The organism is Candidatus Roseilinea sp. NK_OTU-006 (assembly GCF_012931985.1).
GTDB lineage: Bacteria > Chloroflexota > Anaerolineae > J036 > Brachytrichaceae > JAAFGM01.
This window is the reverse complement of the sequence record NZ_JAAFGM010000003.1, coordinates 34,189-52,067: the sequence shown is the minus strand read 5'-3', so window position 1 is coordinate 52,067 and position 17,879 is coordinate 34,189. Positions and strand designations below refer to the sequence as shown.

12 protein-coding genes are annotated in these 17,879 nt (G+C 63.7%); 6 read left to right on the top strand and 6 right to left on the bottom strand.

Annotation, left to right across the window (positions count from 1 at the left end):
• Positions 1-14: 14 nt before the first annotated feature.
• Entirely contained in the window at positions 15-1,790 is a 1,776-nt protein-coding gene (locus GXH28_RS02825; protein ID WP_169237497.1) for an ABC transporter ATP-binding protein, read from the bottom strand.
• A 135-nt stretch (positions 1,791-1,925) separates the two neighbouring features.
• Between GXH28_RS02825 and GXH28_RS02820 the strand changes: the two genes are divergently transcribed.
• Entirely contained in the window at positions 1,926-2,291 is a 366-nt protein-coding gene (locus tag GXH28_RS02820) for a hypothetical protein (RefSeq protein WP_169237496.1), read from the top strand.
• Positions 2,292-2,424: 133 nt separating this feature from the next.
• On the opposite strand, the gene lgt is transcribed toward GXH28_RS02820, so the two are convergent.
• On the bottom strand, positions 2,425-3,270 hold the full coding sequence (lgt, locus tag GXH28_RS02815; protein ID WP_169237495.1) for a prolipoprotein diacylglyceryl transferase: 846 nt from the start codon (positions 3,268-3,270) through the stop codon (positions 2,425-2,427).
• 5 nt (positions 3,271-3,275) lie between these two features.
• Complete coding sequence (locus GXH28_RS02810; protein WP_169237494.1) at positions 3,276-4,817, bottom strand: sulfatase-like hydrolase/transferase; 1,542 nt, start codon at positions 4,815-4,817, stop codon at positions 3,276-3,278.
• Between the two features lie 214 nt (positions 4,818-5,031).
• Here GXH28_RS02810 and GXH28_RS02805 point away from each other — a divergent pair, with 214 nt between their 5' ends.
• Positions 5,032-6,459 carry an alkaline phosphatase family protein gene (locus GXH28_RS02805; protein WP_320447899.1) on the top strand — a complete coding sequence of 476 codons (1,428 nt, stop codon included), beginning with the start codon at positions 5,032-5,034 and terminating at the stop codon, positions 6,457-6,459.
• Here GXH28_RS02805 and GXH28_RS02800 read toward each other — a convergent pair whose 3' ends face one another.
• Complete coding sequence (locus GXH28_RS02800; RefSeq protein ID WP_169237492.1) at positions 6,460-8,913, bottom strand: RelA/SpoT family protein; 2,454 nt, start codon at positions 8,911-8,913, stop codon at positions 6,460-6,462.
• A 75-nt stretch (positions 8,914-8,988) separates the two neighbouring features.
• Between GXH28_RS02800 and GXH28_RS02795 the strand changes: the two genes are divergently transcribed.
• Positions 8,989-11,910 carry an insulinase family protein gene (locus GXH28_RS02795; protein ID WP_169237491.1) on the top strand — a complete coding sequence of 974 codons (2,922 nt, stop codon included), beginning with the start codon at positions 8,989-8,991 and terminating at the stop codon, positions 11,908-11,910.
• Between the two features lie 67 nt (positions 11,911-11,977).
• Here the strand turns inward: GXH28_RS02795 and dnaN are convergent, their stop codons facing one another.
• Positions 11,978-13,117, bottom strand: coding sequence for a DNA polymerase III subunit beta (gene dnaN / locus GXH28_RS02790; protein ID WP_169237490.1), 1,140 nt, complete (start codon positions 13,115-13,117; stop codon positions 11,978-11,980).
• 186 nt (positions 13,118-13,303) lie between these two features.
• Between dnaN and mscL the strand changes: the two genes are divergently transcribed.
• On the top strand, positions 13,304-13,711 hold the full coding sequence (gene mscL, locus GXH28_RS02785) for a large conductance mechanosensitive channel protein MscL (RefSeq protein ID WP_169237489.1): 408 nt from the start codon (positions 13,304-13,306) through the stop codon (positions 13,709-13,711).
• Between the two features lie 3 nt (positions 13,712-13,714).
• Here mscL and trpC read toward each other — a convergent pair whose 3' ends face one another.
• Complete coding sequence (gene trpC / locus GXH28_RS02780) at positions 13,715-14,575, bottom strand: indole-3-glycerol phosphate synthase TrpC (RefSeq protein ID WP_169237488.1); 861 nt, start codon at positions 14,573-14,575, stop codon at positions 13,715-13,717.
• A 56-nt stretch (positions 14,576-14,631) separates the two neighbouring features.
• On the opposite strand from trpC, the gene GXH28_RS02775 reads away from it, so the two are divergent.
• Both GXH28_RS02775 and GXH28_RS02770 read left to right on the top strand, forming a co-directional pair.
• Complete coding sequence (locus GXH28_RS02775; protein WP_169237487.1) at positions 14,632-15,297, top strand: metallophosphoesterase family protein; 666 nt, start codon at positions 14,632-14,634, stop codon at positions 15,295-15,297.
• Entirely contained in the window at positions 15,294-17,867 is a 2,574-nt protein-coding gene (locus GXH28_RS02770; protein ID WP_169237486.1) for an AAA family ATPase, read from the top strand. The genes GXH28_RS02775 and GXH28_RS02770 overlap by 4 nt, the downstream gene beginning before the upstream one ends.
• Positions 17,868-17,879 lie beyond the last annotated feature (12 nt).

Below are 17,879 nucleotides of genomic sequence, written 5' to 3'. Positions count from 1 at the left end.
GGAGCATCACAATCCTAACAAATGCCCACCGTCTGTGGGGCGGTGGGGAGTGTCTCACTCATGGTCTCGGCGGCGCTCATGCGCTGCATCTCCAACACGTGGCGGTAGTAGCCGCTGCTGCGGGCCAGCTCGGCGTGCGTGCCCTGCTCGACGATCCGTCCCTCGCGCAGCACGATGATGCGATCGGCCTGCTCCACAGTGGATAGTCGGTGGGCGATGAGGATGGTCGTCCGGCCGCGCATGACTGTGCGGATGGCGGCCTGCAGCAGCTTCTCGGTCTCGGCATCCACCGCCGACATCGAGTCGTCCAGGATCAAAATGCGCGGGTCGAGCAGGATGGCGCGGGCGATGGCGATGCGCTGGCGTTGCCCGCCGGATAGCCCGATGCCGCGCTCGCCGATCTTGGTGTCGTAGCCGTCCGGCAACTGGACGATGAAATCGTGCGCCTGCGCCAGTTTTGCGGCGCGTTCAATCGCTTCGCGCGGCGCGTCGGGTCGGCCAAAGGCGATGTTCTCGGCGATCGAGGCCGAGAATAGCAGCGCATCCTGCGCCACCATACCGATCTGCCGGCGCAGATCAGCCAAATCGAGCGTGCGCACGTCATGTCCATCCACCAGCACCCGGCCGGCCCTCGGGTCGTAGAAGCGCCCGATCAGGTGCACCAGTGTGCTCTTGCCGCTGCCGGTCGCGCCCACCACGGCGAGCGACGAGCCGGCGGGGATGCGCAAGTTGATATCCCGCAGCGTGTTCGCCCGCGACGTGGGGTAGCGGAAGCTCACCTGCTCGAATTCGATCTCTCCGCGCAGTTCACCGCTCAGGCGCTGTGGGCGCGCCGGGCTGCGGATCGTCACCGGCTCGTCGAGCAGCTCGAAGATGCGCACCGACGCCGTCGCCGTTTGGCTGAAGGCGTTGAGCTGCGTGCCGAGCGCATTCACTGCGCCGAGCAGCAGCAGGCTCAAGCTGATCGCTGCGACCAGCGCGCCCAGGCTCAGGCTGCCGGCCATCACCATGTACCCGCCCACCCCGATCATCAAGAGTTGCATAAAGCGACCGATGCTGCCGATCACGGCCCAGCGTCTGTTCCACAGGTCGTTGATGCGTAGGCTACCGGCGCGCACCTCGGCCACGGTCGCCATGAACTTGTGTTCCTCCTGCGCCTCTTGCGCGAACGCTTTGACCACTTTCACGCCGGCCAAGCTGTCCTGCAAGGTCGCCGACATCTTGGCAAAGCGTTGATGCTGAAGCGCCCAGGGCTCGCTCAGGCGGCGATGCGCCGCATACATGGCGAGGCCGGAGGCGACCATCGGCCCTGCAGCAAGCAGCGCCAAAATCACGCTCTGCTCAAACAGAGCAACAGTCGCCAGCACGATCGTCATCGCATGATTGAGCGACTCGACCAGGATTTGGGATAGGAAGATGCGCGTGCTCTCCACGTCGCTGCTCACCCGGCTCATCAGCCGGCCGGTCTGCTCCTTGTCGTAGAAGCTGTAGGGAAGCACGAGCAGCTTGCGGTACAACGCCGCGCGTACGTCGGTCATCACCAGTTGGCCGAGTTTGTTCTGCCCATACGAATAGAAGTAGGTCGCCGCTGCGCGCGCGCCGGTGACGAGCAACAGCAAGGCCAAATAGGGCAACAATAGCTCGAGCCGCTGTGCGCCGATCACATCGTCCACGATGGCCTTGATGACCAGCGGCGCGACGGTCAGCATTGCCGAGAGGAAGAAGTTGACGAGAACCAGGGCGATAACGAGCTTCCGATGCGGTTTTAGGAAGGCGAGCAGCCGGAGCATACGGGGATATCAACCTCGAACGCCGGCGATTATAGGGAGGATGCGCGGAATCTGCCAGGGGTTAACGCAATACTCAGCTTACTGCATATCATGGAGAACTGGCAGCATGCGTTGAGATTCAGGAGGTGACTAAAAATGTCGCGCACAACGATAGGTTTCGGTATCGCATTGATCGTCGCCGGTTTGGGCGGATACCTGCTGGGCGGCGCCTCCAGCTTCACCGCGCTGATCCCCGCGCTATTTGGCCTGGCGCTGGTTGGATTGGGCTGGTGGGCTGGTCGGGGCAACGAAAAGACCGCCATGCACATCGCGGCGGTCGTCGGCCTAATTGGGACGTTGGCGCCGCTATCGCGCATCATCCCCGGCCTGACCGCCGGCGGCGAACTGGGCGTCGCGTTCTGGTCGAACGTCGCGATGTTCGTGATCAGCGGTGCGTTCTTCGCCCTGTGCGTGAAGTCGTTCGTAGATGCCCGTCGGGCGCGCGCAGCGACGGCGAAATAACCGCAGCACTCACAAGGCGGACGAATCCGCAGGCAACCCGCAGCGATGCTAGCCTCATGTCGGCTTCGCTGCGGGTTGTACAAGTCTCCGGTCGCTGGCTAACCTCGCTCGTCTGCTCTCGCTGAGTCCGGCGTCATGCCTGGGCAGACGCCACCTTTGCCAGCGCGCGATGTCGCCAGACCAGCAGCGCCGCCGCGCCGCAGATCGCCAGGAATGACAGCACATGCACCACGTTGAACGGCGTGCCCGGGAAGAACCACGAGTCGGTGCGCAGGAACTCGAGGAAGAACCGACCCAGCGGATACCAGATGGCATACATGAGGATCAAGTCGCCATCGCGCAGTTGCTTCTCGAACCGGCGCGAGATGATGTTCAGCAGCGCAAATCCCACCAGGTTCCAGATCGCCTCATAGAGGAACAGCGGGTGGAAGCGCGTGCTCTCCGGATAGCGCATTAGATCGTCGAACGGCGGGATGCGATGGGGCGGGTCAATCCGCAGGCCCCACGGCAGCGTTGTGGGCGGCCCGTAGAGTTCCTGGTTGATGAAGTTGCCCAGCCGGGCGATGGCTTGGCCGAGCGGCATGCCCAACGCAGCGCCGTCGAGGTAAATCGCCGCCGGCAAGTTCCGCCGGCGCGTGTAAAGCAGCAGCGCAAGCGCGCCGCCGATGAACCCGCCGAAGATATGCAACCCGCCTCCCATCACGTTGAGGATTTCGAGCGGGTGGGTCAGGTAACGCTCGATGCCGTTCGGCCCGCGCGGCGATTGGATGAACACGTAGTACAGCCGCGCGCCGATCACCGCACCGACCAGCACCCAAAGCAACCCGTCCCACACGTTGCTGCTGCGCTGCGCTTTGCGCTCCACGTAGCGTGCAGCGATCGCCGCAGCGACGATGAACGCGGTCACCATCAGCACGCCATACCAGCGCAGCGAGAGCGGACCGATCTCGATCAACACAGGGCCAACCGGTGGATACATCGCATTCACTCCAGATAACCCAAATCCCTCAAGCGGTTCAGCACGAGCGGATCGTCGCTCGTCACGGCTTGTTCTGCCGCTTGGCGCCCCGACTGCCGTAGCGCGAACGCGCGCAGGCGCTCTCGCAGCGCCTCAACCTGCACCGGCAGTTTGTCGCACAGGTTCTCCATCTCGCCGGGATCGCGCGACAGGTCATACAGTTCGAAGCGATCAGCGCCGGTCTGGATGAGCTTATAGCGCCCGCTGCATACAGCGATGCGCCGCTGATCCGCGCCGCGCCGGCGGGCCAGCTCCGGCTTGCGGCGTATGAGCATGTGCTGTACGTTCAGCGGCAAGATGGCTTCGGAGAACGCCTCGCCCTGCTCCGGGTCACTTGCACCGACGTTCACCAGCGAGAGCGCCCGCTCTACCGGAGAGGCGACGCCAGCAGCGGCGAGCGCCGTGTGGAACAACCGTCGCGACGATACGAAATGGTCCACGCCCGTCCCAGGCGCAAATTCGCCCGTCGGGTCACGCACGAGCAGCGGCACATGGATCAATTCGTTGTAGAGCGAGATGGTATGGCCGACCAGTTGCCGCTCGCCCAGGTGCTCGCCGTGGTCGGATGTGACGATGAACAGCGTACGCTCGAGCGCGCCACTTGCGCGCAGTCGGTCGAAGAACGCGCCGACCATTTCATCCTGCCAAGCCGCCTGCGCGTCGTACATGCCGTCCAACAGCGCTTTATGCTCCGGCGCGATCTCCTCTTCCAGCGGCGCGAGCCATCCGAAAGCATCGCTGTTGAAGCGGCGCAGATACGCTTGCAGCTCACGATTGCGGAAGAACTGCGGGGCGAAGCGCTCCACCAGCCGGCGCGGCGCGTGATACGGCATGTGCGTATCCATCAGATTGATGAAACAAAAGACCGGCTGGCGCGGCGAAAGCCCCTCGCGCCGGATGAGCAGGTGGGCAGCGTCGCTGAGTGAACGCGCCGAATTGCCCTTCAAGCTCAGCGCCGCCTGCCAGATTGGGAAGAAGAGCGGCGTGAACGACAGCTCGGTCAGCCGCTCCGAATTTGCAACGACGCCCTGCACGCTGGAGACGGATTCGGCGAATTTACGCTTGAACCATTGCCGGTATTTGTCCAGCAGCCCGGACTGCGGGCTGGCCTGATTGGGATGCGTAGTGATCAGGCCGACGTAGTTGAGGAAGCTCTGGAAGCCGCGCCGCAGCCCATTGTTCACCACGCCGACGAGCGGGTTGTTGCAAAAGGCGGCCGTGAAATAGCCACCGTCACACAGGCGCTCGGCCAGCGTGGGCAGCGCATCGGCGAGCACGCTGGTCGTTTGGAACATGCCGTGGACGGACGGATACTCGCCCGTAAAGAGCGAGGCGTGCGCCGGAATGCTCCATTGCGCAGGCGCGATAGCCCATTCGAAGCGCGTGCATTCTTGGGCGAATGCGTCGAGGTTCGGCGAGGTGGGGGTGGGGTAGCCGAGGCAAGCGAAACGATCTACCCTGCGCGTGTCGAGCACGAGCAGCACAATATCGGGTTGGCGACGAGCCATGTGGCGGGAAGTATAGGCATGTTGTGTTTAAGCGGATTTAATATGGGTGCATTCGTGTATAGGGGCAACGGGCGCATGGTCGAGCGCGGACTCCGTTCCCGCACCTCGATATGCCGCGAATGGGGCCGAGCGCGCCCTCGCGAACACGTCTCCCTTATTTTGGCGAATGCGCCCTCTAATCCACCGGCGGGGGGCGGATATAGAATTCGCCAGCGTGAAGCTGCCATCCTTCTTCCGGCGTTCGCCCCCGCGCGTCTTTGTCGTGGGGCTGGACTGCGCCGCGCCCGAGCTGGTGTTCGACCGCTGGCGCGACGATTTGCCGAATCTCTCGCGCCTGGCCGCCGGCGGCGTATGGGGCGAGCTAAAGTCGTGCATCCCGGCGATCACCGTGCCGGCGTGGAGTTCGATGCTCTCTTCGCGCGATCCTGGTGTGCTCGGCATCTACGGCTTTCGCAATCGCGCCGACACGTCCTATGGGCGCATGTTCACGGCGAACGCGGAGCACGTCAAAGAGAAGCGCGTGTGGGATTACCTGACCGAGGCCGGCAAGCGCAGCGTGGTCATCGGCGTTCCGCAGACCTTTCCGGTGAAGCCGCTCAACGGCTGTCTGATCTCAGACTTCCTGACGCCGGGCCGGCACAGCCCGTTCGCCTATCCCCCCCGCCTGAAAGACGAGGTGCTGCGCATCGCGCCGGACTACGCGTTCGACGTCAACGAGTTCCGCACCGAGGACAAAGATTGGCTGCTCCGACAGATCTACGCGATGACCGAAGCGCGCTTCAAGGTGGTGGACGCGCTGCTGAGGAGTGAGCCGTGGGACTTCTTCATGGTGATGGAGATCGGTGTGGATCGCATTCATCATGGCTTCTGGCGCTACCATGACCCGCGCCACTGGCGTTACCAAGCCGGCAATCCCTACGAGCGCGCCATTCACGATTACTACGTCTATCTGGACGCCAAGATCGGCGCGTGGCTAGCGATGCTCCCTGAGGATGCCATCGTGCTGGTGGTGTCCGACCACGGTGCGAAGCGTCTGGACGGCGGCATCTGCCTGAACGAGTGGCTGTGGCGCGAAGGCTACCTGGCGTTGAAGGAAGCGCCGCAGCCAGGCCAGATCGTCACGCTGGAGAAGCTGATCGAGCGCGACGCGGTGGACTGGTCACGCACACGGGCCTGGGGCAGCGGCGGCTACTATGGGCGCGTCTTCCTCAACGTGCAAGGCCGCGAGCCGGAAGGCGCAGTTGCCCTCACCGAGTATGAGGCCGTGCGCGACGAATTGGCGGAGAAACTCGCGGCGATCCCAAATCATCGCGGCGAGGCCATCGGCACGCGCGTTTTCAAACCGCAGGAAATCTACCAGCAGGTCAACGGCGTCGCGCCGGACCTCATCGTGTATTTCGGCGATTTGTTGTGGCGCTCGGTCGGCTCGCTGGGCCACGGCCGCATTTACACCTTCGAGAACGACACCGGGCCGGACGATTGCAACCATGCGCAGAATGGGCTGTTTATCTGGCGCGACCCGCGCCGGCCCGGCAACGGTCGCAAGGTTGAGGGCGCGCAATTGATGGACATCGCGCCGACCGTGCTCCGCGCGTTGGGCCTGTCGGTGCCCGGGCACATGCAAGGGAGGGCGCTGATCTGATCAGCGGCCGCGCCCGCCGAACACGCGGTTGACCTCGAAGACGTTCCTGACCTGCTTGAGCCTGTTCATCACCGGCGTGACCTGATCGGCGCTGGCCAGCTCCGCCTTGAGCCACACCTGAACTTCGCCGTGTTGCAGGTCGCGCTTGGCAATGCTCACGTCGGTGATGTTGATCTTGTTCTCGGCCAGCACGTGGGTCAGCTCGGCCAACAGGCCGGTGCGCTCGGCAGCGATGACCATGAATTGCACAGGATACGTTTCGTCGGGATGGCCGACGTAGACGACCTCGATCAAGCGCTCTTGCTCGGCGTTCAAGATGTTCTTGCAGTCGCGCCTGTGCACCTTGACGCCCTGGCCGCGCGTGACGTAGCCGATCACCTCATCGCCGGGCAGCGGGTTGCAGCACTGCGCCGGCGTGCAATACATGCCGTGTACGCCGGCGACGATGAACTGACCGCCCTTTGTCAGGGTGTCGCCGTTGCGCTTGGGCCGGATCAGGTTGGTCAAGCCGGCCAGGCCGGGCAGCCGTTCCTCGCGCTGCTTCTGCCGGCGGCGCTCCTCCTCCAGCACGCGCGACGACACGCTCATCAGCGTGATGGTGCCGTAACCCACCTTCTCCAGGAAGTCATCCTCTTTGCCGGGCTCGACCTTGAACAGGCGATACACGTCGGCCAATTTCATCCAGTCCGACACGCCTATGCGCTTGAGTTCACGCTCGATCATCTCGCGGCCGGCGGCGATGTTTTGCGCGCGGTCTTGTCTGCGGAACCACTGGCGCACCTTGTTTCGCGCCGCCGAGGTCGCGATATAGGACGGGTCGTGCAGCCAGTCGCGGCTGGGCTGGGCGTTCGGCCGGGTGATCACTTCGACCTGGTCGCCGTTCTTGAGCTTGTAGGTCAGCGGCTCCATGCGCCCGTTGACTTTTGCGCCTCGGCAATGGTCGCCGATCTCGGTATGGATGCGGTAGGCAAAGTCAATGATGGTAGAGCCAGCGGGCAGTTCGATCAGCTTGCCTTTGGGAGTGAAGCAGAAGACGGTGTCCTTGAACTGGTCGGTCTTCAGCGCGTCCACGAACGACGCGGCGTCTTCCGCCTCGCTGCCGATGGACTTGATGGCCTCGCGCAGTTGCTCGATGTGTTTTTGATATGCGCCGCTGATCTGCGCGTCGTCTTTGTAGAGCCAGTGGGCGGCCACACCGTACTCGGCGGCCCGGTGCATCGCCCGCGTGCGGATTTGCACCTCCAGCGTCTTGCCGTCCTCGGTGATCACCGCGGTGTGCAGGCTTTGGTAGCGGTTGTCCTTCGGCACGGCGATGTAGTCGTCGAACTCACCGGGGATGGGCTTCCACAGGCGATGCACGATGCCGAGCACGATGTAGCAGGTCTGCACGGCCGGCTGGGCCATCAATTGCGCTTGCTCCGCCAGCTTGCGTTCGCGGTTCTTCGCAGCGCGATCCTGCTGCGCCTCTTTCTGCAGCTCGTTGACGATCGCATCCACGTTCACTTCGCTGCCCTCGTCGTCCACCGGCAGGTCGGGCTGCGGCTCGGACTCGGGCGCTTCGTCGCTGCCATCTTCGATGATGACGCGGATGGCTTGTGTGTCGTTGATCTGGTCGAACGAGGTGTGCTTACGCTGCATCTTGCGCCAGATGCTGTAGATCTGCTTGGCGCGGCCGGTAATTTCGACATGGTAGATGCCGGCCTCGGCCAGCGCGTCGCGCAGCGCCAGAATGTAACGGCGCACCCGTCGTTCGCGCTCCTCGGCGCCGGCTTCGACCATGCGCGAGAGGAAGGCATACTGCTCGGGGTCGGCGTAGCGGAAGCCCAAGTCTTCGAGCTGCGTTTTCCACTCCCAGATGCCCAGGCGGTTGGCCAGCGGCGCGTAGATGTCCAGCGTCTCACGCGCGATGCGGCGCTGCTTCTCCGGCGGCAGCGCGTCCAGCGTATACATGTTGTGCAGCCGGTCGGCCAGCTTGATCAACACCACGCGCACGTCCTCGGCCAACCCCAGCATCATCTTGCGCAGGCTTTCGGCGTCGCGCTCGGTGCGGTAGTTGAACGTCTGCGACGCTTCATCTTTTGCGCCTTCGCCGACGGTGAACTCGCGCTTGATGCCTTCGCGCTTGCTGAGCTTCGTCACAGCATCCACGAGCTTGGCGATCTCATCGCCAAACTGGGCGCGGATGTCGTCCACCGTGACCGACGTATCTTCTGCCACGTCGTGCAGCAGCGCCGCCGCAACAGTCGGAGGATCGAGCTTGGTCTGGGCGAGGATGCCCGCCACGGCTAGTGGGTGCGTGATATACGGCTCGCCGGTCGAGCGCTTCTGGTCAATATGCGCAGCTTCGGCCAAGCGGTAGGCACGCTCGACGAGCACAAGGTCTGCGCTGCTGCTCCTTGGCGCCATCAGCCTGAGCAGCTCATCGAGAGATTGGACCGTACGGTGCTCCTCCATCGTGCTTGGGCGCCTCGCTCGCCTTTCACACCCTCTATTCTAATCCTCAAATGTCGTAGTGGTATCCTCCTGCCCATGAGCGTTACCTATGGCTTCGAGCTGGTCCGCGAAGAGACCCTCGCCGAGATCAACTCGACGGCGCGGCTTTATCGCCACGTCAAGACCGGCGCCCAGTTGCTTTCGTTGATTAACGACGACGAGAACAAAGTCTTCGGCATTGCATTTGCTACGCCGCCGCAGGATTCGACCGGCCTCCCTCACATCCTCGAACATAGCGTGCTGTGCGGCTCGCGCAAGTATCCGGTCAAGGAGCCGTTCATCGAGCTGGCCAAAGGGTCGCTGAACACCTTCCTGAACGCGATGACCTATCCCGACCGCACCATTTACCCGGTCGCCAGCCAGAACGTCAAAGACCTCTACAACCTGATAGACGTGTACCTCGACGCGGTGTTCTACCCGCGCATCACGCCATGGACGCTCATGCAGGAAGGCTGGCATTATGAGCTGGAAGAACCGAATCAGCCATTGCAGTTCAAGGGCGTCGTCTTCAATGAGATGAAAGGGGCTTATTCGTCGCCCGACAACGTGCTTGCCCGCACGATCCAGCACACGCTCTTCCCCGATACCGTCTATCGGTTCGACTCCGGCGGCGACCCGGCCGTCATTCCCGACCTGACCTACGCGCAGTTCAAGAAGTTCCACGAGACATACTATCACCCCTCCAACGCGCGCATCGTCTTCTACGGCAACGACGACCCGGAAGAGCGGCTGCGCTATCTGGATGCCTGGTTGAGCGCGTTTGACCGCATCGAGGTGAAGCCGGAGATCGGCTTACAACCGCGCTGGCAGGCGCCGCGACGTATCGTCGAGCGCTACGATGCCGGCGACGAGCCGCAGACCAAGCGCGGCATGGTTTCGATCAATTGGCTGCTGACCGACGAAAGGGACCCGGAGATGACGCTCGCCCTCAACATTCTGTCGCACATGCTGGTGGGCACGCCGGCCTCGCCCTTGCGCAAGGCGCTGATCGACAGCGGGCTTGGCGAGAACTTGACCAGCAGCGGCTATGATGATGAGCTGCGCCAGTCCACGTTCTCCGTCGGATTGAAAGGCATGAATCCTGCGGACGCCGATAAGCTGGAGCAACTCGTGCTCGACACCCTGTCCAAGCTGGCCCGCGACGGGTTCGCGCCGGATCAGGTTGAGGCCTCGGTCAATACCGTTGAGTTCCGTCTGCGCGAGAGCAACTTCGGCAGCTTTCCGCGCGGTATCGTCTTCATGACCATGGCGCTGCGAACCTGGCTCTACGGCGGCGATCCGTTTGCGCTGTTGGCCTTCGAGCGGCCGCTGCAGTCCATCAAGGCGCGCCTGGGGCGCGGCGAACCGGTCTTCACCGACTTGATCCAAAAATACTTCCTCGATAACCCGCATCGCACGACGGTGATCCTGATCCCCGACGCAACCATACGCCAGGAACTGGCCGCCAAAGAGCGCGCCCGGCTGGATGCAGCGCGCGCACAAATGAGCGACGCCGACCTTCAGCGCATCCTCGCCGACACTCAGACGCTCAAGGCAATGCAGCTCACGCCCGACCCGCCCGAGGCGCTGGCGGCCATCCCTTCGCTCAAGCTCAGCGACCTGGATCGGAAGAATAAAGTAATCCCGATTGAGATCTTCAAAGAGGCAGACGGCACGACCATCCTCTATCACGACCTGTTCACGAACGGCATCGTCTACCTGGATCTTGGCTTCGATCTGCGCGCCCTGCCTCCCGAAGACGTGCCGTATGCTGCGCTCATCGGCCGCGTCCTGTTGCAGATGGGCACCGATAAGGAAGATTTCGTCAAGCTGCTGCAGCGCATTGGGCGCAAGACCGGCGGCATCAGCTCCAGCACGTTGAACACCATCTCGCGCGAGGGTCGCCAACCCGTCGGACGCTTCTTCCTGCGCGCCAAGAGCACCGTCGCCCAGTTCGACGACCTGCTCGACATCCTGCGCGACGTGCTGCTGAACGCCCGACTCGACAACCGCGAACGCTTCAAACAGATCGTGCTGGAGAACAAGGCCAGCATAGAGGGCGGCCTCGTCCCCAGCGGCCATGCGTTTGTCAACGTTCGCCTGCGGTCGGTTTTTAGCCAGACCGACTGGGCTGCCGAGCAGATCGGCGGTGTGAGCCAGCTCTTCTTCTTGCGCCGGCTGGCCGAACAAGTGGAGCGCGACTGGGACGGGGTGCTGGCCCGGCTGACGCGCGTGCGCGACCGGCTGATCACGCGCCAGGGCATGGTCGCCAACGTCACGCTCGACGCGGCGAACTGGTCTCAACTCCAACCCAAACTTTCCGCCTTCATTGACCAACTCCCCACTTCCCACTCTCCACTTTTCGATTGGCCCGACGGCGGCGAAGCCGGCAACGAAGGTCTGACCATCCCAGCGCAGGTCAACTATGTGGGCAAAGGTGCAGACCTCTATGCCCTCGGCCATCGGCTCAGTGGGACATGGCTGCCGGTGCAGAACTACCTGCGCACCGGCTACCTGTGGGAGCGCGTGCGTATGCAGGGTGGCGCCTACGGCGGCTTCTGCACCTTCGACACGCGCAGCGGCGCATGGACCTTCCTCTCGTATCGCGACCCCAACCTGCTCGGCACGATTCGCAACTACGACGGCGCCGCCGCTTTCCTGCGTCAGCACCCACCCAGCGAAGCGGAGGTGACGCGCACCATCATCGGCGTGATCGGCGATATAGACGATTACATGCTGCCCGACGCCAAGGGCTTCACTTCGATGGTGCGTTACCTGGCCAGCGATAGCGAGGAAGCGCGCCAGCGCATCCGCGATGAGGTGCTTGGCACCACGCCGCAGGATTTCGTGCGTTTCGCCGACATCCTGGACGATGTGAGCGCGCGCGGCCGCGTTGTGGTGATGGGTGCGTCGCAGAACATCGAAAGCGCCAACGCTGAGATGGGCAATGCCTGGCTGCGCGTCAGCAGGGTGCTATAGGCCGGTGAGTGATTCGCCGCGGGCGCGATCTGTGGTTGGCTCAAGGCGCAGCCACCCGCTCCATCGCTCACCCCTTCGGCAAATGCATCGGCATCACCAGGTGGAAGAAGTGGTCATCGCCGAGGGCGCGGATGACCGCCGGGCTGCGCGGCTGGGTGGTCTCGATTGCCGTCTGCGGCGTATCCACCGCAGAGAAGGCTTCGATCAGATACCTGACGTTGAAACCAATCTCGATCTCGTTGCCGACGACGGTCGCCTCTAGCTCGCTCTGGTTATCGCCGGTCTCGTCGGCGCGGGCGACCACGGTCACTTTGCCCGGTTCGAGTTCCTCGCCCGGCTTGATGAGCACGCGCACGGTATCGAGCGAATCGCGGGCGAAGATGCTGGCTTGTCGGCACGCTTTCAGCATCTCGGCGGTGTTCACGATCGTGCGCGTGTCGTGGCGCTTCGGGATGATCGGCTCGTAGTCGGGGAACTTCTGATCAATCAACTGCGCGACGACGTCCACGTCTTTCATGTGGAAGAGCACCTGGCCGTGCGAGGGCGTGATGCTGATGGCCACCGGCTCGTCCTGGTCGCCCATGACGCGCCCCACTTCCACCAGCGCTTTGGCCGGGATGAGGATCGTGCGCGGTTCGCCCACCGGCTCCTTCAATCGGTCGGATCGCACGCTCAGACGAAACCCATCCGTCGCCGCCATGGTGATCTTGTCGCCTTCCAGCTTGGTGAGCACGCCGGTCAGCGTTGGGCGGCTCTCGTCGGTGGCCGCCGCGAACACCACTTGGGCGATCATCTTCTTCAGCACAGCCGGCTCGATGCATGCGGCAGCGCCCTCTTGAAAGGTTGGGATGATCGGGAACTCTTGCGCGTCAATGCCCTTGATGTTGGCGTCGGTGCGGCCGCTGTGCACTCGCAGCGTCTGCGTGCGGATGTTCAGCTCGAGGTCTACCCGATCGGCAGGCAGCAGGGCGACCAGGTCGGTGAATGTGCGCGCCGGCACGGTGATCGCCCCCTCGTCCTCCACCTTCGCGCCGATCCAACAGCTAATCCCCAGCTCGAGGTTGGTGGCTGCGATCTTCAAGCGCCCGTGGTCGGTGGCAAGCACGATGTGCGTAAGCACAGGTAGCGTGGCCGTTCGTGGGGCGACGGCGCGGCTGACGATGCTCAACCCGCGCGCGAGGTTTTCCTGCAGGCACGAGACTTTCATTCATGCTTCCTTGGGTTAGGGATGCACACCTGCGTGCAGGTGCAAGCACGAGATTATAGAACAGCGCAAGAGGCGCGAAGCTTCGGGCTGCGCCACGCGACCCGTTCCAACCGCCTGGCAATGGTATAACACGCGCGGATTCGGTGAGCTTTTAGGCGACATCGAACCAGGAGGAGAAAGCGCACTGTGTGGAAGGAGTTCCGAGAGTTTATCGCCCGCGGCAACGTTGTGGATTTGGCCGTCGGTTTGGTCATGGGGGCTGCGTTCGGGGCGATCGTGCACTCACTCGTCAACGACATCGTCATGCCCCCCATCGGGCTGATCCTGGGTGGCGTCAACTTCTCCAATTTGTTCATCGCGCTCGATGGGAAGCAGTACGTCTCGCTCGCCGCTGCGCAGGCGGCCGACGCGCCGGTGATCGCCTGGGGGCGCTTTCTCCAGACGGTGATCAACTTCCTGGTCATCGCCGTTGCGATGTTCTTTCTCGTGCGCGCAGCGAACAAGATTTACAAGCGGCCGGCCCCGCCGCCTGCTGAACCGCCGGCGGAAGTCAAGCTGCTCACCGAAATTCGCGACCTGCTCAAGAAGGATTGAGCCTTAAGCGGACTGGGTGCCGCGCCGAGCGGCCGGTCTGACCACGCCCGACAGCATCTGCACCTGCGCTGCCATATCGTCCGACGTGATGATGGATTCGCCGACCAGGACTGCCTGGGCGCCCATGGCGGCGACGCGCGCAACATCGTCGGCGGTGAAGATGCCGCTCTCGGAGACAAGCGTGCAACTGTCCGCTTGTGAGCCGGCGCTGAGGATGCGCGCCGCACATCGCGCCGTGGCCTCAATGTCGGTGGCGAAGGTGCGCAAGTCGCGGTTGTTGACGCCGATCACGCGCGCGCCGACGGCCAGCGCGCGGTCGGTCTCATGCTCGTCATGCACTTCGACCAGCGGCGTCAAGCCAAGTTCGCGCGCGAGCGCGAACAGGTCGCGCAGCGCAGCGTCATCGAGCGCGGCAGCGATCAACAGCACCGCATCGGCGCCGGCTGCGCGCGCCTCATAGACCTGATAGGGATCGAGGATGAAATCTTTGCGCAACAGCGGCACATCCACCACAGCGCGCACCTCCCGCAGATGATCCAGCGCCCCTTTGAAGAAGCGTTCATCGGTCAACACACTGATGGCCGATGCGCCGTGGGTGGCATAGATGCGCGCCAGCGCTTCCGGCCGAAACGCGCCCCGCGCCAGTTCCCCTTTGGAAGGCGAGGCGCGCTTGATCTCGGCAATGAGCGCGACCCGCCCATCGGCTCGGCGCAGCGCCGCGGCGAAGTCGCGCGTGGGCGCGCCGGCGGTTTCGGCTAGGCGACGCACTTCGGCCGGCGGCATCTGACGTTTGCGTTGAGGCAGTTCGTCATTCCGCTTGTGTTCGATGATGGTCTCCAGGATCGAGCGATTGTCGCGATGCATGATGATTGCGTCTGAACGGGCGATATGTTGGCAATGGTAACATCGCGCGTTGAACCGTGAACGACGCACTTCATCCGCCACCGATCGAGCTGGATGGTTGCCGGCGCATTGGCATACTGGCTGACACGCACATCCCACACCGATTGAAAGCGATGCCGCCGCAGGTGTACGAGCTGTTGCGCGGCAGCGATGTCATCTTGCATGCGGGCGATCTGGAGACGCCGGATATCCTGCCGCCGCTGCAGGCGATCGCGCCGACCTACGCCGTGCGCGGCAACTTGCACTGGCAGTTCAGCACCGGCCTGCACGACCAAGACCTGCCGCTGTGCGTGACGCTGCGCGCAGGCCGGCACGTCATCTGGGTGACGCACGGCCATATCAGCTTCGCCCACTCCGTGCTCGACAAGTTCGCCGGTATCGGTGGACGACACTCGCTCTCCCGCATCAACGAAAAATTGATCGCCCGGCTGGCTCGCCTGAAGCCCCCCGAAGCAACCGTTGTCGTGTTCGGACACTCGCATATGAGCTGCGCCGTGCGGCGGGGCGGCGCGTTATATTTCAACCCCGGCGCCATCTCTGCCTCGGCGGAGCTGCGCTCCAAAGAGTCGCCGCGCATCGGATGGCTGACCTTGCACGAGGATGGGCGCGTGGACTACGAATGGCAGGCGCTCGACGCGCTCACAACGCCTGACGCTGAGGAACCGATGCGGAATTTGCCATGATCCCGCTCAAACTCGAACTGAAGAACTTCATGGCCTACCGCGACATGGCGCCGCTGGACTTCAGCGGGCTGCACGTCGCAGTGCTCACCGGCGAGAATGGCGCCGGCAAGAGCACGCTGCTCGATGCGATCACCTGGGCGCTCTGGGGCCAGGCCCGCGCCAAGCGCGACGATGAGCTGATCCACCAAGGCGCGACCGAGATGCGCGTCGCCCTCACCTTCAGCGAAGGCCCGCATGTCTACCAGGTGGTGCGCACGCGCAAGATCGGCAAAGCCGCCAAAGGCAAAGCGCCGACCTCCAGCGGCACGCTGGACTTCTTTGTGAAAACCGCCGACAACGGCTGGACCATGCTCACCGAAGCGCGCATCGCCGACACTCAAGAGAAGATCATCCGCACACTCAATCTGACATACGAGACGTTCATCAACTCGGCGTACCTCAAACAGGGGCGCGCCGACGAATTTACGCTGAAGCCGCCGGCCCAGCGCAAAGCCGTGTTGAGCGAAATTCTCAACCTGGACATTTGGCAAGCCTACGAGGCGCGCGCCAGGGATCGCCTCGCCGCGCTAGAAGGCGAGCAACTCAAGCTCAAGGCCGAACTCGACCAGGCCGAAGCCGAGATCGCCCGATTGCCCGAATACGAGCGCGCGCTGCGCGAAGCGCAGACCGTCGCGCACGAGGCGGAACGCGTCCTGCAGCAGGCCGAGGCAGACATGACCGAGATCGAGCGCCAACGCGAACGCGCCCGGACGCTGCGCGCGCAGCAGGCGCAGATCGCAGCTCGCCTGCGCACCTTGCAGGCGGACCTCGATAAGCTGCGCGCCGAGCGCGAACAGCACGTGGCGTTGCTCGAGCAATACCAGAACACCCTACGCCAACGTGAAGAGATCGAGCGGGGTTTCGCGGAGTTGGAGCAGGCCCGTGCATCGAACGAGGCGCTCAACGTGAAGCTGGCCAGCATGGCCGGCCTGAACGAGCGCAAATACGCCGCCGAACGGGCCATCGCCGAGGCGCGCCATGTGCTCGAGCGCGACCTGGCCGACGCGCGCCGCCGGCTGAATGAGCTGCGCCAATTGGCCGCCGACCAGTCGCTGGAAGTAAAGCAACGCGAGGTGAGTGAACACCTCGCCCAAATGGAGGCGGCTCGGCGTGAGCGTGACGAACAGCAGCGCCAACTGAGCGAGGCGCGTGAGCAGCAGGGCGAAGCGAAAGCGCAGAACGAAACGCTGCGCCAAGAGATGCGCGAACTCAAGACGCGCATTGACGCGCTCAGCAGCGTCGGCGCCATCTGCCCGACCTGCGGGCGCGAGTTGTCTGAGGAAGACCGCGCTCGCTTGCTGGCGGAATGGCAGGCGCGCGGCAAGGAACGCGGCGACGCTTACCGCGCCAACGAAGCGCGCATCAAGCAACTCAACGAGCGACGCGCCCAACTCGAAGCGCGGATCGCTGAGCTTGACCACGTGCTGCGCGACCTGCCGGCGCTGCAACGCGAACACGCCGCGCTGGCCGACCGCATCGCGTGCGCTCAGGAGGCCGAGGCACAACTGCCGGAAGCCGAAGCGGCTGTGGATGCATTAGCCGCGCGGCTGGAGCAGCAGGACTACGCACGCGATGCGCATCACACGCTGGCGCAGGTGACACAAGCACTCGCCCAGTTGGGCTACGACGCCGCCGCGCACAACCGGCTACGCCAAGACATCCAGACCCGCTTGGCCCCCTACGCGGAACGCAAAGCACAACTCGACCGCGCCGAGATCGCCATCCAAAGTGAACAGCGCGCGCTCGAGACGCTCAACCTGCGCGAGGCGACACTGCTGGAACAAAAATCTAGCGAGGAGAAGTCGCTTGAAGAATTGCAGGCTGCGATCTCAAGTTGCGAGCGCGAGCTACAACGCGAACCACAGGCGCGGGCGACGTTAGAGCGCGCCCGCGACGATTTCTTGCGCGCGCAACGCCGGGTGGGCGAAGCGAATCAGCGCGTGCAGTCGGCGCAGGCCATGCGCAGCGTGCGCGACCGGCTGGACGCCGAACTGACCGCTTGCAAGAAGCAACAAGCCCGCTTTGAGGAACTGCGCGTCGCTTTTGGCAGGAACGGCGTGCCGGCCATGATCATCGAGAGCGTGCTGCCGGAGCTGGAGGCTGCAGCCAATGCCCTACTGGGCCGCATGACCAACGGCCGGATGAACGTGCGCTTCGAGACGCAGCGGCTGACGCAAAAAGGCGAGACCAGCGAGACGCTCGAAATTCGCATCAGCGACGAACTGGGCGAGCGCGCCTACGAGATGTTCAGCGGCGGCGAGGCCTTCCGGGTGAACTTTGCCATTCGCATTGCGCTGAGCCGGCTGCTGGCCCACCGTGCCAACGCCCGGCTGCAGACCTTGTTCATAGATGAAGGCTTCGGCACACAGGACGCCCAAGGGCGCGAGCGACTGATCGAAGCCATCAAGGCGATCGAGGACGACTTCGAGCGCATCTTCGTCATCACTCACATTGATGAGCTGAAGGACGCCTTCCCCGCGCAGATCGAGGTGCGCAAGACCCCGCGCGGCAGTATCGCCCGTGTGGTGTAGGCGCGACCTGCG